The organism is Cyanobium sp. ULC065 (assembly GCF_977927515.1).
The window spans coordinates 34,890-55,519 of record NZ_OZ376393.1; the positions used below are offsets into that span (position 1 = coordinate 34,890).

Consider the following 20,630-nt stretch of genomic DNA (forward strand, 5'->3'; position numbering starts at 1 on the left):
CGAGCTAACCGCGGCGCTGGCGGGGCGGTGAGGCGAGCACCAGCAGCACGGCGCTGACGAGCAGCACCAGGGTGGAGAGCACCTGGATCTGGGGCGAGATCTCGCGCTGAAAGGCACCGGCCAGGTAGAGCGGCAGGGTGACGATCTCGCCGGCAGTGAAGCTGCTGATCACGTAGTCGTCGAAGGAGAGAGAAAAGGAGAGCAGGGTGGCCGCCAGCAGGCCCGGCGCCAGCAGCGGCAGGGTGACCCGGCGGAAGGCCGCCAGCGGTGGAGCGCCCAGGTCCTGCGCGGCGAGCTCGAGCGTGGGGTCGAACCCTGCCAGCCGTGCCTTGAGGGTGAGCGCCGCGTAGCTGAGGCAGAACAGGCTGTGGGACAGCAACAACGTGAGCGGTCCACGGGGCAGATCGACGCGCACGAACAGGGTGAACAGGGCCGTGGCCAGCACGATCTCCGGGTTAGTGAGCGGCAGGGCCAGCAGCAGCTCGATCCAGCGCCCCGCCCGCAGGCGGGCGCGGCTCAGCGCCAGAGCCATCAGCCCGCCCAGCAGCACCGCCAGCAGCGCAGCCGCCAGGGCAAGGCCGAGGCTGGTGAGGAAGGCCTGGGTGAGGGCGACGTTACGCAGCGGATGCCGCCAGTTCTCCAGGGTGAAGCCCTGCCACAGCAGGTTGAAGCGCCCGCGGGGGGCGTTGAAGCTGAACAGCACGGTGACGACCACCGGCGCATACAGCAGGCCATAGGCCAGCACACTCCATACACCCAGCAGCAGCGCACCGGTTCGGTTCATGGCAGCGGCAGATCCTCCACGCCACGGCTGCGCAGCTGCAGCACCACTGCCACCGAGATCAGCGCCATCAGCATGAGCGTCAGGGCCGCCGCCCGGGGCGCCTGCAGTTGCACCAGCAGCAGGTTGTCGATCGTGTTGGCGATCATCCGCTCATTGGGGCCGCCGAGGAACAGCGGATTCACGACATCACCGGCCGCCGGGATCAGGCTCAGCAGCAGGCCGGCTCCCAGCCCCGGCAGCGACAGGGGCCACACCACCCGAACGAAGGAGCGCAGCGGACCGGCATGCAGATCAGCGGCGGCCTCCAGCAGGCGGGGATCGATCCGCTCCATCGCCACCACCAGCGGCAGCACCAGAAACGGCAGCACCCCATTGGTGAGGCCCAGGATCACCGAAGTGGGCGTGTTCAACAGCCGTCCATCACGCAGCACCCCCAGCCCATTGAGCAGCTCGGTGAGCCCAAGGGTGTCCAGCACGCCGAGCACCGGACCGTTGTCCCCGAGCAGGCTGGTCCAGGCAATCGCCCGCACCAGAAAGGACGTGAGTGAGGGCAGCACCACGAGGCCGATCAGCAGCGGTTGCCAGCGGCCGCCATGGAAGCGGATCGCGAAGGCCAGCGGATAGGCCAACACCAGGCCCACGGCCGTGGCCACCAGTGCGTAGCTGAAGGAACGCACCAGGATCGGGCCGTAGGCCTGCAGCACCTCCAGATAGTTCGCCACCCGGCCGGTGAACACCGTGTCGAGGCCGAAGCGGCTGAGCGGCTCCGACAACGACAGGGGCACCAGACCGAGCAGCGGCAGCACATACAGGGCCAGCAGCCACAGCAGGCCCGGGGTCAGCAGCAGCCACGGCCAGTGGCGCCGGAGTTCAGCCCTCGGTGATACGGGCAAAGCGTTCCTCCCAGCGGGCTTCCTCCTGATCGCTGAGCGGCCCGAAGACATGCAGCTTCTTCTGCATGGCCGCATCCGGGAACATCAGCGGGTTGTTTGCCAACGGGGCGGTGGCGGGATCCTTCGCCAGGACCTCGCGCACCCCTTCCACCGGGGAGATGTACTGCACCGCAGCGGCGATGCGTGCCGCTTCCACCGGCTCGTAGACCCAGTTGAGCCAGCGGGCCACCTCCTGCGGGTGGCGCGCGCCCTTGGGCATCAGCATCACGTCGGCCCACAGCACACCGCCGCTGTCCGGCACCAGGAAGCGCAGGTCGGGCTGCTCCATGGAGAGCTGCGCCACATCCCCCGACCAGCCGATGCAGGCGGCCAGGTTTCCGGCCAGCAGATCGGTCTGGTAGTCGTTGCCGGTGAAGCGACGGATCTGGCCGTCCTTGCGGGCCTGCTCCAACCGGTCGAAGGAGGGCTGGGCTGCGGCCCAGGTGGGGCGGGTGATGTCCTGGCCGTCGGCCAGCATCAGCAGGCCCATGGTGTCGCGCATCTCCAGCAGCGCCGACACGCGGCCCTTGAGCGCCGGATCGAACAGATCATCGATGCCACGCAGTTCCTTGCCTGTGGCCTTGATGTTGTAAGCAATGCCGGCGATGCCCGACTGCCAGGGCAGGCTGAAGCGCTGCTCCGGATCCCAGGAGGGCTTGCGCAGGGAGGGGACGAGATTGCGGGCGTTGGGCACCTCCGCCAGCGGCAGCGGCTCCATCCAGCCCAGCCGGATCAGCCGTCCGGCCATCCAGCCGGTGAGCACGATCAGGTCCTGGGCGAGCGGCCGGCCGGCCGCCAGCTGGGGCTGGATGCGGGCGAAGAACTGGCGCACATCATTGACGTCCTCGACGTAGCGCACCTGGATGCCGGTGTCCTTCTGGAAGCGCGCCACACTGCCGGGGGCGCCGGGGGCGTCCACATCGATGTAGAGGGGGAAGTTGGAGATCACCAGCCCCCTGTCCTTGCCGCTGCCGTCGCCGCCGCCCTCGCTCTGGCCGCCGGTGCCGCCGCCACCCCCACCGCCACAGGCCTGCAGCAGCGGCGGTGTGAGCGCCACCCCCGCAGCCGTCAGGCCCAGCTGGCGCAGAAAGACCCGGCGGCTGCGGGCGGACGGGGTGGAGCGGGAGGGGGTGAACGGACGGGTCATGGGCGGCTGGGCGGCTGGAGGGCGTGGCTGTCGGCGGGGTTCCACCGGCACCAGAGCTCGGTGCCGATGGAGAGATCGTCCGGCAGGCCGGCGCTGGTATCGATCGCGATCAGCGGCAGATCATCGGCACAGCGCAGACGCACCTCCACCGTGGCTCCCTGAAAGGCGAGTTCGCGCACCCGCGCCCGCAGTCCCCGCTCCCCTTCCCCCGGCGGGGACGCGCTGAGCCGCAGGCGCTCGGGCCGCAGCAGCCGCACACCCTCCCCGGCACCGGTGGGCAGCAGGTTGGCGGCGCCCAGGAAGGTGGCCACCACGGCGCTGGTGGGGCGTTCATAGAGCTCCCGCGGCGTGCCCACCTGCTCGAGCCGGCCGCGGTGCAGCACCGCCAGCCGGTCGCTCAGGCTGAGGGCTTCTTCCCGGTCGTGGGTGACCAGCAGGAAGGTGATGCCCACCTCCCGCTGGATGCGCTTGAGCTCGGAGCGCATGGTGCGGCGCAGATCGGGATCGAGTGCCGCCAGCGGCTCATCCAGCAGCAGGGCAGCCGGGGCGTTCACCAGCGCCCGCGCCAGCGCCACCCGCTGCTGCTGGCCGCCGGAGAGCTGGTGAGGCCGGCGCCGGGCCAGCTCCGTGAGCCGCACCACCTCCAGCGCTTCGCCCACCCGGCGGCGGATCTCCGGCTCCGGCCGGCGCAGCGAACGGGGCCCGAAAGCCACGTTGTCCCAGACGCTGAGGTGCGGGAACAGGGCGTAGTTCTGGAAGACCAGATTCACCGGCCGCCGGTGAGGCGGCGCCTGGGTGAGGTCCTGGCCCTGCAGCAGGATCCGGCCCGCCTGGGGGCGCTCGAAACCGGCGATCAGGCGCAGGGTGGTGGTCTTGCCGCAGCCGGAGGGGCCCAGCAGGGAGAAGAACTCGCCGGCAGCGATCGACAGGCTGAGGTCGTCGAGGGCGGCCTGATCGCCGTAGCGATGGCTCACATGGCGCAGCGCGATCGCCTCGGCGGAGAGGGCCGCGACGCGGCCGCTCTCCAGGACGGGCTGCGTGAGCACAGAGGAAGTGCGAATGGGCCCCCTTTTAGCAATGTCCAGCCCGCTGTGATGTCCACCAGCAGCTGGCATGAGCAGTTGAACAGATGGCGCCGGGATGCGGCAGCGGAGCCAGCCGTTCAGACAGGTGCGACAGGCCATGGCAGACCTGGGGCCCCAGGTGGACTACTTGATCGCCACCACCATCGAATCAGGCCCCACGAGGGGTTCCACCCGGGTGGAGGTGAAGCCCGCCTCCCGCATCCAGCCGGTGCAATCGGCGCCGGTGTAATCAAAGCCGCCGGGTGTTTCGATGAGCATGTTGAGGCTCATCATCAGACCGAAGGCATTCTGCGAGCGGTCGTCGTCGATGATGGCCTCGTAGACGATCAGGGCACCGCCGGGCGGGAGTGCGTCGTAGGCCTTGGAGATCAGCATCTGCTTAGTGGCGAGATCCCAGTCGTGCAGGATGTGCCCCATCAGCACCACATCGGCCTGAGGCAAGGCCTGCTGAAAGAAGTCACCCGGCTGGAAGCTGAGGCGATCTGCCACTCCAGCCGCGGCGACATACTCCTCGAACAGCGGCGCCACCTGCGGCAGATCAAAGCCGATGCCCCGCAGGTGTGGGTTGGCGAGGGCGATCTGGGTAGCGAGATCCCCCTGTGCCGTGCCCACATCCACGAATGTGCGTGCGGTCTGCCAGGGGTAGTGGCGGGCGATCGCCATGTTGGCCCCCCGGCTGATGCCGGTCATGGAGGAGAGGAATTCCTTCAGCCGGGCCGGGTCGCTGTAGAGCGTTTCAAACAGCCCCGTGCCGCCGTTGCGCAACTCGTTCTGCGGCGCGCCCGTGCGCAACGCTTCGGTGAGGTGACCCCAGAAGGGATAGAGGCGATGGTTCGCCATCTCAAGAATGCCGCCCAGGTAGGTGGGCTTGTGGGGATCGAGAAAGAGATCGCTGTCTGGAGTATTGGCATAGCCGGCCGGGCCACGGCTGAGGAAGCCGAGGGCCACCAGCGCATCGAGAAAGTCGCGCGCCGCACGCGGATGCAGACCAAGGCGCTCGCTGAGACCCTCGAAAGGTTCCGGACCATCCGCCAGCGCACGAAACACACCGATCTCGATGGCGCTGAGCAATGTTTTCGAGGCCCAGAACGCCAGGCCGGTCTGCAGGATCTTGTCCGGGGTGGGTTGCTCAGGCACGCAGGTCACCAGATGTTGAAGGGGGGTCGCAGCAGCGGCCGTGGTTGAGGGTTGACGCCTCTGACAGCGGTTCGCCGCGGTGCAAGCCCGGCGAACCGCAGCGTCGCTGACGGCGGCAGGGGCACTGGAGCCTAAAAGAGGAAGGGTCTGTGGCTGAATCACGCCTTGGCTGAATCACCCTGCCGGCCGTGGCCGAGGGGGCCGGGCGTGGTCCATGTGGCACCCAACCCGCCCGGACAGAAAGAAGGCGTGCTGGGCACTCTGCGATCAGCCACGCCCGAGGCCGTGAGCGTTCCAGGAACAGCTGGGACTCCTGCAACCACGCTGATGGGCAGGAACAGTGGCCAATCAGGGGCGCCAGCACGTGCGCGCCTAAAACTCCAGCCGGAGCGACAGCAGCAGCAGAGCAGCCGCCGCACCCACCAGGAGGCCGGGGAAACCACCGGCAACCAGCCCTGCCACAACCATGAGCACCGCGAACAGAATTTGAACCCTGCGCAGATCACGATTGAGTTGCCTGGTTGAATCCTGGAGCAACCGCCTGCGGGCGATCCGATTCAGACGGCTCCTCTCACGCTGTTCAAACAGATTGTTCGTGCTGGAACTGGACAAGGCTGCCTGCCTCCTCTCCTGCAGCCATCGGGCCTGTTGAGTGAACAGCTGACGGCGGCAGGCCTCAACACTGGCTGTGTGCGCAAGCTGCTCGCCATTGCTGCTGGCGGCGCTACGCGCGCTGTGGAGAGCGGGGCTCTCGGGAATCCCGGCAGGTGCCGCAGGAATGAATGAGGCTGCAGGGCTGGAAGATGTTGCAGAGCTGGAATCAGCAGGGAGCGGCGTGGAATCGGAAGCCTCAGGTTCCGCTGGGTTGGACTGTGTCTTGGGGTTTGGACTGAGCGGTTCGCTTGGCTGTTCCCGATGAGACATATTGAAGTCGGGAACCCACCAGCGCGGAACATCGGTCCCCCACTTCATGCGTCTATTGCGATCCTCCGCGGTCATCTCGGGAACAGACGCTGTTATAGACAGCTGCAAAGACTCAAGAGCTTATAGCAGAAGCAGCAGCAATTCAAGTCAACGCAGGTCGCCGCCTGCTGGCAATCTCAGAGGAAACTCCGCAAGCCGCAAGAAGGGCTGGGGCCCGAAGGGAATTGGCTTCACTTGTCTATGGGCTTACAGACAAGAACGGGGCCAAGAGACTGGTGCTTGAAGTCCAGGAAACCATTGGAAAGCGTTTCGGGTCTCCTTTCGCAACCCCGCGAGGCTCAACGGAGAGGCAGCCCCAGTCAGATCTCGGCCACGGTTCGCCATGCCGGACCACTGAAAGACGTCGGCCCAAAGAGTTCACCCCGAATCGCTAGGCGTCTGCAGACATGACCAACAGCTTTATGAGCCCAAAGCCAGAAGCATGGAGTATGGAGTATGGAGTATGGAGTATGGAGTGTTTAACCAGTCAGAAAACACCAGCCCTAGCCGGGTGCAATGAACAAGAAGTATTCAGCAACGAGCAATGAGTGATGGGATATGGGTGATGGGTGATCAGACATGAGCAATCAGAGAAGCACCTTGGAGATGGCGAACGGGAAAGACAAGACAAACAGAACGATCAATTCAGGCCTCTGCGCAGAAACAAGGCTGCCCTTGTGGGCGGGGATGATAATGCAGGGCACCAATCAAGCCTGAACCATCACAAACGAAAGCGGAAAACAGGACCCATCCACAACCGCAGGGACAGGACCGCCAAGCGCGGAAAAGCTGACGAGATAGCCCATCAGGGCGGTGAGGCGGACCTATCGGCGGAGGCGAATGGCTTGAAGCCGTGCCGGCAGAGGCGACCACATGGGTGTCCCTTCAGCTGGAGACAAACAGCTGGATGTCTCGTCAGGTGGAGGCGAACACCTTGAGCAATGACGCCGCCTGGGGGAAGGATTGCCCGAGGACCTCCAGCTCCATCCGCTCAACCTCCTCCGGCATCACCCGACCCCACACGGCCGTGCCCAGCAGCGCGTAGCCAAAGGAGCCTCCGGGGGCCACCCGTCCGGCATGGAATGTGCCACCTGGAATGGCCAGCTGGGGCCGCTCACCAGACGCCAGGTCGCTGCCGACCTGCGCGATCGAGGCATGGCCTTCGGGCGACAACAGCAGCACTTGCAGCGGGTCTCCCAGGTGGTGGTGATACACCTGGTCGTGGCGGATGCGGTGCAGCTGGATGCCCCGGTCCGGGCTGGCAAGAAAGTAGAGGGTGCCGCCTGGAATCTCCCGGGCCACGAAGCTCTCGGCCACCCTGCCGCAGGTGCGATGGGGCTCCAGCCCGAGCCAGGCAATCACCTGCTCGGCGCTGGGTGGCTGGACCCCTTTCGGGCCGTGGCCGGGCAACTTCAGACCCCTACCGGCTGGCCGGCGGCCGCCTGGGCCTTCAGCACGTCTTCGAGGCCGGCGAGATCCTCATCGGTGATCTTGGTCTGCATCGGGCAGTGCTTGGGACCGCACATTGAGCAGAACTCCGCCTGCTTGTAGATGTCGGCCGGCAGGGTTTCGTCGTGGTACTCGCGGGCGCGCTCGGGATCGAGCGAGAGCTCGAACTGGCGGTTCCAGTCGAAGGCGTAGCGGGCACGGCTGAGTTCGTCGTCGCGATCGCGGGCGCCGGGGCGGTGGCGGGCGATGTCGGCGGCGTGGGCGGCGATCTTGTAGGCGATCAGGCCCTCACGCACATCCTCGGCATTGGGCAGGCCCAGGTGCTCCTTCGGGGTGACGTAGCAGAGCATGGCCGTGCCGTGCCAGCCGGCCAGGGCGGCACCGATCGCGCTGGTGATGTGGTCGTAGCCAGGGGCAATGTCCGTCACCAGCGGGCCGAGCACATAGAAGGGCGCTTCGCTGCACTCCTCCATCTGCTTCTTGACGTTGAACTCGATCTGGTCCATCGGCACGTGGCCGGGGCCCTCCACCATCACCTGGATGTCGTGCTCCCAGGCGCGACGGGTGAGCTGGCCGAGGGTTTTCAGCTCCGCCAGCTGGGCGGCATCGGAGGCATCGTGCTGACAGCCCGGCCGCAACGAATCGCCCAACGAGAAACTGCAGTCGTAACGCTTGAAGATCTCGATGATGTCGTCGAAGCGGGTGAACAGCGGGTTCTGCTTGTGGTGGTAAAGCATCCACTGGGCCAGGATGCCGCCGCCGCGGCTCACGATCCCCGTGAGGCGGCCCTTCACCAGCGGCAGGTGCTCGATCAGCAGACCGGCGTGGATGGTCTGGTAATCGACGCCCTGCTGGCAGTGCTTCTCGATGATGTGCAGAAAATCATCGGCATCAAGCTTCTCGATCGAGCCGTGCACACTTTCCAGCGCCTGATACACCGGCACGGTGCCGATCGGCACGGTGGAGGCGTTGATGATCGCCGTGCGCACCTCGTCGAGATTGACGCCGCCGGTGGAGAGATCCATCACCGTGTCGGCGCCGTACTTCACCGCCAACCGCAGTTTCGCTACCTCTTCCTCGAGGTCGGAGGCATTGGGGGAAGCGCCGATGTTGGCGTTCACCTTGCACCTGGAGGCGATGCCGATCGCCATCGGCTCGAGATTGGTGTGGTTGATGTTGGCGGGGATGATCATGCGGCCCCGGGCCACCTCCTCCATCACCAGGGATTCGGGCAGGTTCTCCCGCTTGGCCACGTAAGCCATCTCCTCGGTGATCACACCCTGGCGGGCGTAATGCATCTGCGACACGTTGGCGTCGCCGCGACGCTTCTCAATCCAGGCGCTGCGCATGATCGACTCGAGAAATGGGGCGTTCGGACCGGGTCGCTGGGAAGCGAGGACACAACTCCGGAACCGGGCGCCACCGGGACCGATCGGACCGCGGTTGCATTCGGGACACTTCCCTGCGCCGGCATGACCCGGATCAGGTTCGGAGGGTGTGATCTCAGCCGAGGCCCAGGCGCACTTCCGGTGGGAAGCAGGCTCGGGGCGGCACCCCTAGTGACCGATCAAAGCTAGCAAGGGTGCCTGCGAATGCCGGAGTTCAGCACAGAACCCATTCAGGGCTGCAGTCCGTTGAGGGCGGCCGCCACCACCCGGTGGTCGGGGTCGTTCTGCAGACCGCGCAACAGCGCCCGCACCGCTTCAGCACCCTCGGCCGGCGCCGCTTCATGCGCCAGCCGGCCGAGGATTTCGGCGCCACCCACCCGCACCGAGCTGTCGGGATCGGCGATCGCCATGCGCGCCAGCTCCAGCAGCGGTTCAAACCCCATCACCGCCTGCTCGGCCAGGGCCGAGAGGATGCTGCAGCGCACCAGCCACTGGTCGTCGGCGGCGAAGGCCTCGCGCAGCAGCGGCCAGGCCTGCTCGGCGCCATAGCTGGCCAGGGCGTTGGCGGCCTCCGCCCGCACGTTGGCGTCGTCGTCGTGGCGCAGGGCCCGCTGCAGCGCCTCCCAGCCCGCCGCACTGCGCTTCACGCCCAGGCCGGCGCAGCTGAGCGAGCGCACGATGAAGGGTTCCTGCTCCAGGCCGAGCAGCAGCAGCGGGATTGCCACCTCGCTTTCCACGCCCCGCAGCCCCGCCAGGGCCGGCATCGCCTGCACCGGATCACCGGAGGCGATGGCGGCGCGCAGGGCGTCCGCATCCAGCGGCGGCTTGCTGTCGGAAGAGGAATCGGCCATGGCTCCACCCTGTCACGGAGGGGGAGGAAATGACTGCACCTGCCGGAGGCATTCCCGCACCACCCGGCGGCGACGACGGCGGCGCAGGCTGCTGCTCACCAGCAGGCCGCTGCCGATCAGCAGCGCCGGCAGACCCTGCACCCGCTGGATTCCCTGACGCGACACGATGCTGATCAGCGCCAGCAGGATCAGCAGCGGCGCCGACAGCGCCAGCAACGCGCGGAGTGTGCGGTCGCGGGCGCTCACACCCGGCGCTCCATCCAGAGCAGCAGGCTGAGCGTGAGCACCTGCACGCCGACGGCGATCGCCCCTTCGTCAGGGTCGAAGCCGCCGTTGTGGAGGGCCGCGCAACCCTCGGGCCCGGCCACCCCCAGCCGGAACATGGTGCCCGGCGCAGCGGTGAGCAGCTCGGCGAAATCCTCCGCCCCCAGGGACGGCTGCTCCAGCCGCCGCACCTGCGGCCGATCGAGCAGCGCCAGGGCCGCCTCCTCCACCAGCTCGGTGAGCGCCGGATCGTTGTGCACCGGCGGCGAGATGCAGCGATAGCGCACCCGCGCCTCGCCGCCGTAGCCGCGGCAGATGGCATGCACCGTGTCCTCGATCCAGCCGGGCAGTTCGGCGTGCACCTCGGTGTCGAGGCAGCGCACCGTGCCCAGCAGGCGCACATGGTCGGCGATCACGTTGAAGGCCTTGCCCCCCTCGATCTTGCCGAAGCTCACCACCACCGGCTGCAGCGCATCCAGCCGCCGGCTGATCGCCTCCTGCAGACCGCTCACCACCCGGGCCGCGATCCAGATCGCATCGGTGGACTGGTGCGGCCGGGCGCCGTGGCCGCCTTCGCCCAGCACCTCCACTTCCAGCTCGCCCGCCGCGGCCGTGAGGCTGCCGCTGCGCACGCCGATGCTGCCCACCGGCAGGCTTGGGAACACATGCACGCCGAACAGGGCCTGCACCCCCTCCATGGCGCCGTCGGCCAGCATCCAGGCCGCCCCCTGGGCGATTTCCTCGGCCGGCTGAAACAGCAGCCGCACCCGGGCCGTGAGCCGCGGGGCGAGGGGCGCCAGCAACCGCGCCACCCCCAGGCCGATCGCGGTGTGCATGTCGTGCCCACAGGCGTGCATCAGCCCCTGATGGCAGGAGGCGAAGGGCAGGCCCGTGCGCTCCTCCACCGGCAGCGCGTCCATGTCGACCCGCAGAGCCAGCAGTGGCGCCGCTTCAGGGCCAAGCTCCGCGACCACGCCGGTGCGGCCCACCCCTTCGCGCACGTCCCACCCCAGCAGCCGCAGCTCACCTGCCACCAGGGCGGCGGTCTGGTGTTCCGCCCCGCTCAGCTCCGGGTGGGCATGGATGTGGCGGCGCAGCCCGATCAGCTCCGGCATCGCCTGCTGCAGAGCCGCCTCCAGCTCAAACTGCTGCCAGAGCGTCAGCGGCGCGACCGGCAGGCTGGACAGGGACGGACGCGTTGACGCGGCAGGGCTCATCGACGGGCCAGTTGCAGAAAATCCTGAAGAGCGTGCACCGGCAGGGGAGGCCAGCGCCGTATCTGCAGGAGCCATTCTGGCTGCCGGTAGCGGGGGTCGAGGCCGGAAGCCGCCGCCCAGTTGCTCTCCGCCTCCCCCGAAGCACCGCGTTGCCAGAGCACAGCCGTGAGGCCGGCGCGGGCATCGGCGAACAGCGGGTAGCGGCGAATCAGCAGGCGCAGCTCCCGCTCAGCCGCCGCCCCATCCCCCTGCTGGAAGGCCGCCAGGGCGGCGCTGGAGCGGGCCATCGCAAAGCCCGGCCGGGCCAGATCAGCCGCTTCGAAGCAGCGGCGCGCCTGGTCCCAGTGTCCCTGGGAGCCGCGGACATTGCCGAGGTTGTAGAGCGCCGCCGCATCGGCCGGATCGTTCTGCAGGATCGCCTCGTAGTCGGCGGCGGCCAGGTCCCACTGCTGCAGGGACTCCTCGGCGATGCCCCGGTTCAGGTAGGGGTCGGCGCTGCCGGGTTCCAGCGCGATCGCGCGGTTCTGGTCGCTGATCGCGCCCTGCGGATCCCCCATCGCCAGCCGCACGTTGCCGCGGTTGCTCCAGGCGGAGGCATCGCCGGGCAGCTGCTCCACCACCTGATCCCACAGGGGCAGGGCCTCACCGAAGCGCCCGTCGCGGCTGGCGCTCAGGGCCGCATCGAACAGCTGGGGCACACTCATTTGCGCGGCCAGCAGCACCGCCAGCAGGGTGGCGAGCATCAGGCCGCCTCCGGCCAGGCGAGGTGTTCACGGGCGGCGGCGGTGGCGATGCGGCCGCGCGGGGTGCGCTGCAGGAAGCCCAGCTGCAGCAGGAAGGGCTCCACCACCGTTTCCAGCGTGACCGGGTCTTCGCCCAGGCCGGCAGCCAGGGTCTCGAGGCCTACCGGGCCACCGCCGTAGCCCTCCAACAGCAACTGCAGCAACCGGCGGTCGCTGGCATCAAGGCCGCGGGCATCCACGCGGTGCAGGGTGAGGGCTTCAGCCACCAGCGCCGCATCGATGCAGGCGTGGCCGCGCACGCTCGCCACATCCCGGACGCGACGCAGCAGGCGGTTGGCGATCCGGGGGGTGCCGCGGCAGCGGCGGGCCACCTCGATCGCGGCATCGCCCGCGAGCTCCAGCTTCAGCAGGCCGGCGGCCCGCTCCACGATCGCCTGGAGATCGGGCAGGTCATAGAACTCCAGCCGCTGGATGAGCCCGAAGCGATCACGCAGGGGCGAACTCAACGCTCCCGCCCGGGTGGTGGCCCCCACCAGCGTGAACGGCGCCAGCGGCACGGCGCGGGTGCGGGCCGTGGTGCCCTTGCCCACGGTGAGATCCAGCCGGCAGTCCTCCATGGCGGGGTAGAGCAGTTCTTCAGCCACTCGGTTGAGCCGGTGGATCTCATCGATGAACAGCAGGTCGCGCGGCTGCAGGTTCATCAGCAGCCCGACGATGTCGCGCGGGCGTTCCAGCGCCGGCGCACTGGTGATGCGGCAGCGCACGCCCAGCTCCTCGGCCAGCACCAGGGCCATGGTGGTCTTGCCGAGGCCGGGGGGGCCATACAGGAGAACGTGATCGAGCGCATCGCCGCGGTTGCGTGTGGCCTCCACCGCGATCGCGAGCACCTGCTTGAGCTCCCGCTGGCCGATGTACTCGCCGAGCCGGCGCGGGCGGAGCGTGTCCTCGCGCAGCAGCCGCGGGGCTTCGGCTGTGCCGCTCAGCTCAGCGGCGTCAGCCCTGTCGAGGCCTGCGGCGGGGTCCAGGGCGCTGTCATACGGATGGGGCTGCGCATCCACCAGGCGTCTGGAGCCCAGGCGACTGGAGCCCTTGCCAGAGGCTCGATCGGACGGGCCGGAGGACACGATCGCCATGGCAGGAGCGTAGGGAGGACCGGGCCTGCTTAGGGTCGAGCCTGAGGCCGGGGGTGGCAATGGCGAAGGCAGCGGGAAAGAAAGCCGCGCGGGCAGCCCGTGATGCGGCCAACCGCCTGCTGGCCGACAACCGCTTCGCCCGTCACCAGTACGAGATTCTCGAAACGCTGGAAACCGGCCTGGAGCTGGTGGGCACCGAGGTGAAGTCGATCCGGGCTGGCAAAGCCAACCTGCGCGACGGCTTCTGCCTGATCCGCCAAGGGGAACTGCAGCTGCACAACGTGCACATCTCGCCCCACAGCCACGCCGGCGCCTATTTCAACCACGAGCCGCTGCGCACCCGCAAGCTGCTGGCCCACCGCCGCGAGATCGACAGGCTGCGCATCGCCATCGATCAGAAGGGGCTGACGCTCATCCCCCTGAACCTGCACCTCAAGGGCTCATGGATCAAGCTCACGCTCGGCCTGGCCAAGGGCCGCAAGCTGCACGACAAACGCCAGGAGGAGCGCCGCAAGGACGCCGACAGAGAAGTGCGCGCGGCATTGACCCGCGGCTGAACCCGGCCATCGCCCCGGGCCCGGTGGCACGCCATACAGTCGCCACGCCCCATCGCCAGCAGCTGCCATGTCGGCATTGACCCGCTGCCTGCAGGAAGAGGCCGCCGCGATCGCCGCTGCCGCAGGCCGGATCGAAAGCCGCCAGGTGGATGCAGCCCTGGCGATGCTGGACCGCTGCGCCGACCAACGGGCCAAGCTCGTGATCACGGGGGTAGGCAAGAGCGGCATCGTGGCCCGCAAGATCGCGGCCACCTTCTCCTCGATCGGGCTGATGTCGCTGTACCTCAACCCGCTCGATGCCCTGCACGGAGACCTGGGTGTGGTGGCCCCGCAGGACGTGGCGCTGCTGCTCTCCAACAGCGGCGAAACCGGCGAACTGCTCGAAATCCTTCCCCACCTGCGCCGTCGTGGCACCGGCCGCATCGCCCTGGTGGGAAAACTGCAGTCGAGCCTGGCCCGCGGCTGCGATGTCGTGCTCGATGCCTCGGTGGACCGAGAGGTCTGCCCGCTCAATCTGGCCCCCACCGCCAGCACGGCGGTGGCGATGGCGATCGGCGATGCCCTGGCCGCCGTGTGGATGGAGCGGCGCGGCATCTCCCCGGCCGACTTCGCCCTCAACCATCCGGCCGGTGCGCTCGGCAAACAGCTCACGCTCACAGTGGCCGATCTGATGCTGCCCACCACCCAGCTGCATCCGCTTGAGGAAAGCGACAGCCTCAGCGCCGTGATCGCCCTGCTCACGCGCGATGGTGCCGGGGCCTGCTGGGTGCGCCGCAGCGGCGCGCCGCAGCAGCTGGCGGGCCTGATCACCGACGGCGACCTGCGCCGGGCCCTGGAGCAGAACGCCGCGTCCGGATGGGCTGAGCTGTGCGCCAGTCAGCTGATGACGGCCGATCCGATCACGGTGGGGCCGGGCATGCTGGCGGTGGAAGCGTTGGAACGCATGGAGCGCAACAGCCGCAAGCCGATCGGCGTGCTGCCCGTGCTCGACGACGCGGGAACCATGCTGGGCCTGCTGCGACTCCACGACCTGATCCAGGCGGGGCTGAGCCCCAGCTTGAGCTGAAGGTGTGGCCGCATGGCGTCCTGCAGAGTGGGAGGGGCCCGCTCAGGCGGCAGCCAGGCGGCGGGCCTGCTCCAGCTGGGCGGCGGTGTCGACCGAGAGGAAATCACCCTCCACCGGGAAGGTGCCCACCGTGAGGCCCGCCTCGATCAGCCGCAGCTGCTCCAGCTTCTCGGTGTGTTCCAGCGGTGAGTGGGGCAAGGCATTCCAGCGGGCCAGCACGTCGGCGCGGTAGCCGTAGATGCCTACATGGCCCCAGTAGGGCGCATGGGCGTGCCAGTGCTGCGGATCCTCACCGCGTACGTGCGGGATGGCGGAGCGGGAGAAGTAGAGAGCTCGGCCGTCGGCAGCCAGCAGCGTCTTGACCACATTGGGGTCGTGGATCTTCTCCGGCGGCATTCGGTAGATCGGGGTGAGCACCTGCGGCGTGGGCATGCGCCGCTCAAACTCCAGTGCCATCGCATCGATCACGGCCGGATCAATGAACGGCTGATCCCCCTGCACATTGATGATCACGCTGCGGGCCGCGGCCAAGGCGCCGCCCGTGGCCCCCGCCCGGGCAATCAGGGCCTCCACCACCGAGGCGAGCCGCTCGCTGCCGGAGCTGCAGCTGGCGCTGGTCATCAGCACCGGAAATCCCCAGCCCTCGGCCGCCGCCCGCAGCACCTCGCTGTCGGTGCAGAGCACCACGGCATCAGGCCGCTGCGCCAGGCGGCAACGCAGCAGCACCCGCTGCAGCATCGGCTGGCCGCCGATGTCGGCCATCACCTTGTTGGGCAGGCGGGACGACTCCAGCCGCGCCGGCACGGCCACCACGCAGGCCAGCGCCGGTGGGCTGGCGAGGGCGGCAGGCTCCGGCGCCGAGGCGCCACCACCGTGCTGCCGATCGCTCAAGCCACTGCCCGTCATCTGCTGCCAAGACCCTGGTGGCGGGAGCCTATTCCCACAGCGCCGTGAGGCTGCGGGCCTGCCGCACCAGCGCTTCCACCCGCTCCGGCGCCGCCGCTGGCCGGGCGCCGGCCTCCATCTGCCGGTACACATCCGCCACCCGCCAGGCAGCGGTGTCGGGGTCGGCGACATGGCGGGGGATCAGGTGCGCGTGCAGGTGCCGGGCCCCCTCCCCGAAAGCGATCACATAGACGCGCTCGCAGCCGGTGAGCTGGCGCACCAGGGCACTGCAGCGCTGCAACATCGGCCCGAAGCCCGCCGCCTCCGCGGCCGTGAAGGCGGCCGGGCCATCGAGGTGGCGGACCGCATCGAGCAGCAGCCAGCCCGGCAGCGGCGCCGGTGTGGGGTGGTGCCGCAGCAGCCACAGGGGCTGGCGCAGGATCTCGTACCGGGCGATCGCCTCCGGCTCGGCGTGCAGACGGCAGACGCCACAAGCGGCGGCCACTTCGCTCAATCCCACAGACGCATGGCGTCGTCGCGGGCGGCATACCAGCGGGCGGCCAGGGGCCCGCCCATCGTGCGGCATTCACGGAACCAGGGGCCGCCCAGGGTCCAGTGCAGCAGGGCGGCACCGCCCGGCTCCGGCGCCAGCGGCGGCGGCGCCTGCACATCGACGAGATGGTTCCAGCGGTCGGGCAGGGCGCCGATCTCGTGATCCCCCGCCAGCCAGTGGAAGCGGTGCAGATCGAGGCCGGAGGCGGTGTTGACGTACTCGGGGGTGAGCGCGGTGCAGCGGCTGGTGTTGAACAGCATCAACGAACTCCAGTTTTTCTTCGGATAGGCCGATTGCCGCTCACCGAGAAACTTCACGGTTTCGCCAGGAACGTGATCGTGCTGCACGCACATCACCGCGAAGCGATCATCCCGCAGGGCCCAGAGTTCAGTGATGTCACTGAGACACAACATGTCGCAGTCCATGAAAATCGCCCAGCCCTGATAGCCGCACAGCTGCGGCACGAGGAAGCGGGTGAACGAAAAGGCCGTGCTTTGCCTGGGATCCCGCTGGCGCCAGTACAACCCCTGGCACTCCAGCTGCGGCGTCTCGAGTGGTGTGATCGCCAGCGTTTGTGTGCTGGTCTGATACAGACTGTCGATCAACACATTGGTGGCCGCCCGCTCGCGCGGATCGACACCGATGAAAATGGGGATGGGCCTACTCATTGGGGTGAGCATATGTCCCGGCTCCCGTGAGCCATGCTGAGGGCACCTGCACGCGGTGGACCGTGAGTTTCATCCTGATCGCCGGCCCCTGTGTGATCGAAAGCCCGGAACTTGTGTTCGAGGTGGCCGAGCGGGTCAAGGCCATCACCGAGCGGCTCGGCATCACCTATGTGTTCAAGGCCAGCTTCGACAAGGCCAACCGCAGCTCCGGCGGCTCCTTCCGTGGCCCCGGCGTGGCCGAGGGCCTGGAGGTGCTGGCGGAAGTGAAGCGCCGCACCGGGCTGCCTCTGCTCACCGACATTCACGAAAGCCAGCAGGCCGCTCCAGTGGCCGCCGTGGTGGACGTGCTGCAGATTCCCGCCTTCCTCTGCCGTCAGACCGATCTGCTGCTGGCCGCCGCTGACGCCGTTCGCGGCACCGGCAAGACGATCAACGTGAAGAAAGGCCAGTTCCTCGCCCCCTGGGACATGGCGCAGGTGGTGACCAAACTGCGCGAGGCCGGCGTGGAGAAGCTCTGGCTCACCGAGCGGGGCTCCAGCTTCGGATACAACACCCTGGTGGTGGACTACCGCGGCCTGCCCCAGCTGCGGGCGCTCGGCTGCCCGGTGATCTTCGATGCCACCCACTCGGTGCAGCAGCCCGGTGGTCGTGGCAGCAGCAGCGGCGGCCAGCGTGAATACGTGGCGCCGCTGGCGCGCGCCGCCGTGGCCGTGGGGGTGGACGGCCTGTTCATGGAGGTGCATCCCGACCCGGAGAATGCCCTCAGCGACGGGCCCAACATGGTGCCGCTGCATCGCCTCGAACCCCTGCTGGAGCAGTTGCTGGCGATCCGCGCCCCGCTGCAGCAGCGCCCTGAAGCGGTCAGCACGCTGTGAATGGCGGCTGGCTGGCCCGCGGCCGCAGCCGGCTGGCGGCGCGGCGCTGCCGCGATCGGCTGCGGCAGCTGAAGCTGCTGGTGCTGGATGTGGACGGGGTGCTCACCGATGGCGGCCTCTGGACCACCGAGAGCGGTGAGGTGATCAAACGCTTCGATGTGCGCGACGGGCTGGGCATCCGCCTGCTGCAGCAGGCCGGGCTGGAGGTGGCCCTGCTGAGCGGCGGCAAGAGCGGTGCCACCGAGCAGCGGGCCCGCTACCTGGGCGTGCAGCACTGCCTCACCGGCGTGAAGGACAAACCCGCCGCCCTGGCGGCCCTGCAGCTGCAGCTGGGGCTGACCCCCGCCGCCACGGCCTTCGTGGGCGACGACCTCAACGACCTGCCGGTGCGGCCGGTGGTGGCGCTGCTGCTGTGCCCCGCCGACGCGGCGGCCCCCCTGCGACGCCACTGCGACTGGGTGCTGCCGCGGCTGGGCGGGGACGGGGCCGTGCGCCTAGTGGCGGAGGCGATCCTGCAGGCGCAGGGGCGCTGGCAGGCGCTGGCCGGCGCAGGCTGGCTGGACCGCAACGACGGAGGCGCAGCAACGCTCACCACCGCTCCCGGTCGAGCCGCTCGGCCCTGAGGGCACGCAGGCGCTCGCCCAACGCTGGCCCCTGGGTCAGGCCCGTGGCCAGCAGCTCCGCCGCCGTGCAGGGGGGCGGCAGCTGGCGCCAGCGCAGCAGCCAGCGCAGCAGTCCGCGGCGCAACGCCAGCCCAGGGGCGGGAGCGGCCGGCCCCGCGCCGCAGGCCAGGGCCAGCACCACGGAGTCGAGCGGCAGGCCCTTGCGCTCCAGCCGCTGGCTCAGCGCCGCCGGCGAGCGCGGCAGGGAGCCGCTGGGCAGGCGTTGCAGGCCCCGCAGTGCCTGCAGGCTGCGTTCTGGCAGTTGCAGGCGCTGCGCGGGCGGCAGCGGATCCTGGAGCGCAGCCAGCAGGGCCAGCAGCCGCCACGGGCCCGGCGACCAGCCTGGTAGATCCGCTGCCGCCCGCAGCCGGTCGGCCCAGCGCAGCCGCCGCCGCCAGCTGCTGTCGCCCTGCAGACCCGGGGCCAGCAGCGCCAGCCCCTGCCAGCCCTGCAGCAGCTGCAGGGCCTGCGGCCAGGGTTCGCGGCCCAGCAGCAGCTCCAGTTCCCGCCGCAGGCGCGTGCCCAGCGAGGGCACCGTGCCCGCCGCCGGCCAGGGCCAGCGGGCCAGGGTGTCGGTCCACTGCCGGAGGCTGCCGGGCGCCAGGTCCATGCCCAGGCGGGCGCCATAACGGGCCGCCCGCACCAGCCGGGTCGGGTCGTCGCTGAGGCTGCCGGCGTGGAGGAAACGCAGCCGCCGCGCGGCCAGATCCGCCAGACCGTCGTGGGGATCGAGCAGGGCGCCATCGGCAAGCACCAGCGCCATGGCGTTGATGCTCAGGTCGCGGCGGGCCAGGTCGTCGTCGAGGGAGCCGAAAAACACCGTGGGGTTAGCACCTGGATGGGGGTAGCGCTCGCCGCGTGCCGTGGCCAGATCCAGCACCACCCCATCGATCTCAAGCTCGGCGGTGCCGTAGGCCGGATGCAGCTGACAGAAGCCCAGCCCCGCTCCCGGTGTGCCCCGCAGGCGCTCCACCACCCGGTGGGCCGCCGGCGGTCCCGCCGCTTCACTGCCTTCTTCCACCACCAGATCGAGATCGGGCAGGCCACGCCAGGGGTCGTTGTGGACGCGGTGCAGCAGCAGATCCCGCACCGCACCGCCCACCAGAGCCACCCGCAGCGGCGCTGCGGCGCGCACCACCGTGGCCAGCACCCGCTGCACGGGGGGATCGAGCGCGTCGAGCAGCGAAAGGCCGGGCATGGGGGGAAAGCGATTGTTCTGAGTGAAGCGACGCCAGCCTTGTCCATCAGCACTTCACTGCACCGCGAAGGCGCGAACGCCTCATGTGATCACATCAAGCCACCGGGATCGACCAGATCATTGGAATAAACGAGCCGCCGGTTCATGCCCTGCCATCCCGGCAGCAGCAAGGCCAGATGGACAGGCAGAAAGGGGCTGTTGAGCCAGGCGGCGTCGTAGCGGATGCGGGCGCTTTTCACTGGATCAAAACGCATGTGATTGCCGCTGAGGATGTGGCTGCCGGTGGAAGGGCCCGGCATGAGCATCGCCGGCTCAAAGCTCAGATCAAGCCAGTGGCACAGGCGGGTGAGCGCAGCTTCGGGGGCCAGAGCCAGCTCCTCATAGCCCAGGAGAAACACAGGCTTGCCCGCCGTTTGCAGGCGCCGCTCGAGCTGGCCGTTGACACGGCGCCAGCGGACCAGCGACCGCCAGCCACTGGCCACCTGGCGCCGGGGGCGGCGTGCGATCGCGTGAACCCAGGAGCGCACATCGCGGACCAGAAACAGCACCCGGATTTCCATGCCAAGCGCCGCATCAGGCAGGGTCAGCAACTCCAGATCCGACTGAAACGAGTCGACCATCCAGCGCAGTGGCTCGGCGAGGGCTTGCTCTTGAGCATGCGCCACCAAACGCTGCCACTTTTGAGCCAGCGGCAGGTGATCGTGAGCCGGTAGCCACTCCAGAAGCGGCCCCCAGACCGGGCATTGCGCCGCGATACAACCGCAGGTGCAGCGACGTTCGTTGCGCAGTTCGCGCCGCAGCCTGGCCGGACCACCGCCTTCCTCACCGGGCGCAGGCCTACGCAACAGGCGCACCGCCTCGCCGAAGCCCTGCACCTGGGGATGGGCACCGAGCGCCAAATCAAGAAGGGTGGTACCGCTGTGGCCCAATCCACGGATGAGCAGCAGCTTCGGGCGAGTCGTCATCACTGGGAAGTGCGTAGCGTTCGGGAAACACGCTGTGGGAAGTGAAACAATCGATCCCGTGTCGATGCTGGGATCAAAGCTTATCCACACGCATACCTATAGACGCCA

Annotated in this window: 22 protein-coding genes and 1 riboswitch; of the genes, 4 read left to right on the forward strand and 18 right to left on the reverse strand. The window is 68.8% G+C overall.

The features are described from left to right. Positions 1-4: 4 nt before the first annotated feature. From ACXMDP_RS00170 to ruvB, 13 genes are all read right to left on the reverse strand, one after another. On the reverse strand, positions 5-784 hold the full coding sequence (locus tag ACXMDP_RS00170) for an ABC transporter permease (RefSeq protein ID WP_259730678.1): 780 nt from the start codon (positions 782-784) through the stop codon (positions 5-7). Continuing rightward, the gene (locus ACXMDP_RS00175; RefSeq protein ID WP_255100614.1) at positions 781-1,677 is read right to left on the reverse strand and encodes an ABC transporter permease; all 897 of its coding nucleotides are present in this window, start codon (positions 1,675-1,677) and stop codon (positions 781-783) included. The genes ACXMDP_RS00170 and ACXMDP_RS00175 overlap by 4 nt, the downstream gene beginning before the upstream one ends. Next, on the reverse strand, positions 1,655-2,863 hold the full coding sequence (locus ACXMDP_RS00180; protein WP_259730677.1) for a polyamine ABC transporter substrate-binding protein: 1,209 nt from the start codon (positions 2,861-2,863) through the stop codon (positions 1,655-1,657). The genes ACXMDP_RS00175 and ACXMDP_RS00180 overlap by 23 nt, the downstream gene beginning before the upstream one ends. Further along, a complete protein-coding gene (locus tag ACXMDP_RS00185; RefSeq protein ID WP_259730676.1) occupies positions 2,860-3,909 on the reverse strand; it encodes an ABC transporter ATP-binding protein in 1,050 nt (349 codons plus the stop codon). Before ACXMDP_RS00185 ends, ACXMDP_RS00180 begins: the two co-directional genes overlap by 4 nt. Before the next feature lie 162 nt (positions 3,910-4,071). Beyond that, positions 4,072-5,085: a methyltransferase gene (locus ACXMDP_RS00190; protein WP_457766988.1), complete on the reverse strand. Its 1,014-nt coding sequence runs from the start codon at positions 5,083-5,085 to the stop codon at positions 4,072-4,074. Positions 5,086-5,457: 372 nt separating this feature from the next. Further along, positions 5,458-5,697: a hypothetical protein gene (locus ACXMDP_RS00195; RefSeq protein ID WP_457766989.1), complete on the reverse strand. Its 240-nt coding sequence runs from the start codon at positions 5,695-5,697 to the stop codon at positions 5,458-5,460. A 1,266-nt stretch (positions 5,698-6,963) separates the two neighbouring features. After that, a complete protein-coding gene (locus ACXMDP_RS00200; RefSeq protein WP_259730673.1) occupies positions 6,964-7,458 on the reverse strand; it encodes a cupin domain-containing protein in 495 nt (164 codons plus the stop codon). A gap of 2 nt (positions 7,459-7,460) precedes the next feature. Beyond that, positions 7,461-8,846, reverse strand: coding sequence for a phosphomethylpyrimidine synthase ThiC (gene thiC, locus ACXMDP_RS00205; RefSeq protein WP_094513674.1), 1,386 nt, complete (start codon positions 8,844-8,846; stop codon positions 7,461-7,463). A 93-nt stretch (positions 8,847-8,939) separates the two neighbouring features. Beyond that, positions 8,940-9,065: riboswitch (TPP riboswitch) on the reverse strand. A 50-nt stretch (positions 9,066-9,115) separates the two neighbouring features. Then, positions 9,116-9,736: a HEAT repeat domain-containing protein gene (locus ACXMDP_RS00210; RefSeq protein ID WP_094513678.1), complete on the reverse strand. Its 621-nt coding sequence runs from the start codon at positions 9,734-9,736 to the stop codon at positions 9,116-9,118. A gap of 12 nt (positions 9,737-9,748) precedes the next feature. After that, a complete protein-coding gene (locus ACXMDP_RS00215) occupies positions 9,749-9,982 on the reverse strand; it encodes a DUF3188 domain-containing protein (RefSeq protein WP_255100608.1) in 234 nt (77 codons plus the stop codon). After that, positions 9,979-11,115, reverse strand: a complete 1,137-nt coding sequence (locus ACXMDP_RS00220; protein WP_259730721.1) for an amidohydrolase — start codon at positions 11,113-11,115, stop codon at positions 9,979-9,981. The genes ACXMDP_RS00215 and ACXMDP_RS00220 overlap by 4 nt, the downstream gene beginning before the upstream one ends. A gap of 98 nt (positions 11,116-11,213) precedes the next feature. After that, positions 11,214-11,960, reverse strand: coding sequence for a tetratricopeptide repeat protein (locus tag ACXMDP_RS00225; protein ID WP_255100607.1), 747 nt, complete (start codon positions 11,958-11,960; stop codon positions 11,214-11,216). Further along, positions 11,960-13,093: a Holliday junction branch migration DNA helicase RuvB gene (gene ruvB, locus ACXMDP_RS00230; protein WP_259730672.1), complete on the reverse strand. Its 1,134-nt coding sequence runs from the start codon at positions 13,091-13,093 to the stop codon at positions 11,960-11,962. Before ruvB ends, ACXMDP_RS00225 begins: the two co-directional genes overlap by 1 nt. Before the next feature lie 59 nt (positions 13,094-13,152). On the opposite strand from ruvB, the gene smpB reads away from it, so the two are divergent. Continuing rightward, entirely contained in the window at positions 13,153-13,650 is a 498-nt protein-coding gene (gene smpB, locus ACXMDP_RS00235; RefSeq protein ID WP_094513691.1) for an SsrA-binding protein SmpB, read from the forward strand. A 67-nt stretch (positions 13,651-13,717) separates the two neighbouring features. After that, a complete protein-coding gene (locus ACXMDP_RS00240) occupies positions 13,718-14,716 on the forward strand; it encodes a KpsF/GutQ family sugar-phosphate isomerase (RefSeq protein ID WP_259730671.1) in 999 nt (332 codons plus the stop codon). Between the two features lie 42 nt (positions 14,717-14,758). Here ACXMDP_RS00240 and kdsB read toward each other — a convergent pair whose 3' ends face one another. The 3 genes from kdsB to ACXMDP_RS00255 all read right to left on the reverse strand — a co-directional run bounded on the left by kdsB (position 14,759) and on the right by ACXMDP_RS00255 (position 16,822). After that, positions 14,759-15,538 carry a 3-deoxy-manno-octulosonate cytidylyltransferase gene (gene kdsB, locus ACXMDP_RS00245; protein ID WP_259730720.1) on the reverse strand — a complete coding sequence of 260 codons (780 nt, stop codon included), beginning with the start codon at positions 15,536-15,538 and terminating at the stop codon, positions 14,759-14,761. A gap of 112 nt (positions 15,539-15,650) precedes the next feature. Then, positions 15,651-16,121: a diadenosine tetraphosphate hydrolase gene (locus ACXMDP_RS00250; protein WP_399233799.1), complete on the reverse strand. Its 471-nt coding sequence runs from the start codon at positions 16,119-16,121 to the stop codon at positions 15,651-15,653. Next, complete coding sequence (locus ACXMDP_RS00255; RefSeq protein WP_198948310.1) at positions 16,112-16,822, reverse strand: glycosyltransferase; 711 nt, start codon at positions 16,820-16,822, stop codon at positions 16,112-16,114. The genes ACXMDP_RS00250 and ACXMDP_RS00255 overlap by 10 nt, the downstream gene beginning before the upstream one ends. A gap of 62 nt (positions 16,823-16,884) precedes the next feature. Between ACXMDP_RS00255 and kdsA the strand changes: the two genes are divergently transcribed. After that, the gene (gene kdsA / locus ACXMDP_RS00260) at positions 16,885-17,697 is read left to right on the forward strand and encodes a 3-deoxy-8-phosphooctulonate synthase (RefSeq protein ID WP_457766990.1); all 813 of its coding nucleotides are present in this window, start codon (positions 16,885-16,887) and stop codon (positions 17,695-17,697) included. After that, positions 17,694-18,320 carry a KdsC family phosphatase gene (locus ACXMDP_RS00265; protein ID WP_259730670.1) on the forward strand — a complete coding sequence of 209 codons (627 nt, stop codon included), beginning with the start codon at positions 17,694-17,696 and terminating at the stop codon, positions 18,318-18,320. Before kdsA ends, ACXMDP_RS00265 begins: the two co-directional genes overlap by 4 nt. Here the strand turns inward: ACXMDP_RS00265 and ACXMDP_RS00270 are convergent. Continuing rightward, positions 18,286-19,557, reverse strand: coding sequence for a tRNA nucleotidyltransferase/poly(A) polymerase family protein (locus tag ACXMDP_RS00270; protein ID WP_259730669.1), 1,272 nt, complete (start codon positions 19,555-19,557; stop codon positions 18,286-18,288). The two genes, ACXMDP_RS00265 and ACXMDP_RS00270, sit on opposite strands and share 35 nt — an antisense overlap. Positions 19,558-19,646: 89 nt before the next feature. Next, positions 19,647-20,522 (reverse strand): sulfotransferase family protein, encoded by an 876-nt coding sequence (locus ACXMDP_RS00275; RefSeq protein WP_259730668.1) that lies wholly within the window; start codon positions 20,520-20,522, stop codon positions 19,647-19,649. Positions 20,523-20,630: the final 108 nt, after the last annotated feature.

Bases quoted from the DNA above. Each gene is read 5' to 3' on its own strand.
- ACXMDP_RS00170 (WP_259730678.1), bottom strand. From the start codon at position 784: ATGAACCGAACCGGTGCGCTGCTGCTGGGTGTATGGAGTGTGCTGGCC.
- ACXMDP_RS00180 (WP_259730677.1), bottom strand. From the start codon at position 2,863: ATGACCCGTCCGTTCACCCCCTCCCGCTCCACCCCGTCCGCCCGCAGC.
- thiC (WP_094513674.1), bottom strand. From the start codon at position 8,846: ATGCGCAGCGCCTGGATTGAGAAGCGTCGCGGCGACGCCAACGTGTCG.
- ACXMDP_RS00210 (WP_094513678.1), bottom strand. From the start codon at position 9,736: ATGGCCGATTCCTCTTCCGACAGCAAGCCGCCGCTGGATGCGGACGCC.
- ACXMDP_RS00220 (WP_259730721.1), bottom strand. From the start codon at position 11,115: ATGCCGGAGCTGATCGGGCTGCGCCGCCACATCCATGCCCACCCGGAG.
- ACXMDP_RS00225 (WP_255100607.1), bottom strand. From the start codon at position 11,960: ATGCTCGCCACCCTGCTGGCGGTGCTGCTGGCCGCGCAAATGAGTGTG.
- ruvB (WP_259730672.1), bottom strand. From the start codon at position 13,093: ATGGCGATCGTGTCCTCCGGCCCGTCCGATCGAGCCTCTGGCAAGGGC.
- smpB (WP_094513691.1), top strand. From the start codon at position 13,153: ATGGCGAAGGCAGCGGGAAAGAAAGCCGCGCGGGCAGCCCGTGATGCG.
- ACXMDP_RS00240 (WP_259730671.1), top strand. From the start codon at position 13,718: ATGTCGGCATTGACCCGCTGCCTGCAGGAAGAGGCCGCCGCGATCGCC.
- ACXMDP_RS00255 (WP_198948310.1), bottom strand. From the start codon at position 16,822: ATGAGTAGGCCCATCCCCATTTTCATCGGTGTCGATCCGCGCGAGCGG.
- ACXMDP_RS00270 (WP_259730669.1), bottom strand. From the start codon at position 19,557: ATGCCCGGCCTTTCGCTGCTCGACGCGCTCGATCCCCCCGTGCAGCGG.
- ACXMDP_RS00275 (WP_259730668.1), bottom strand. From the start codon at position 20,522: ATGACGACTCGCCCGAAGCTGCTGCTCATCCGTGGATTGGGCCACAGC.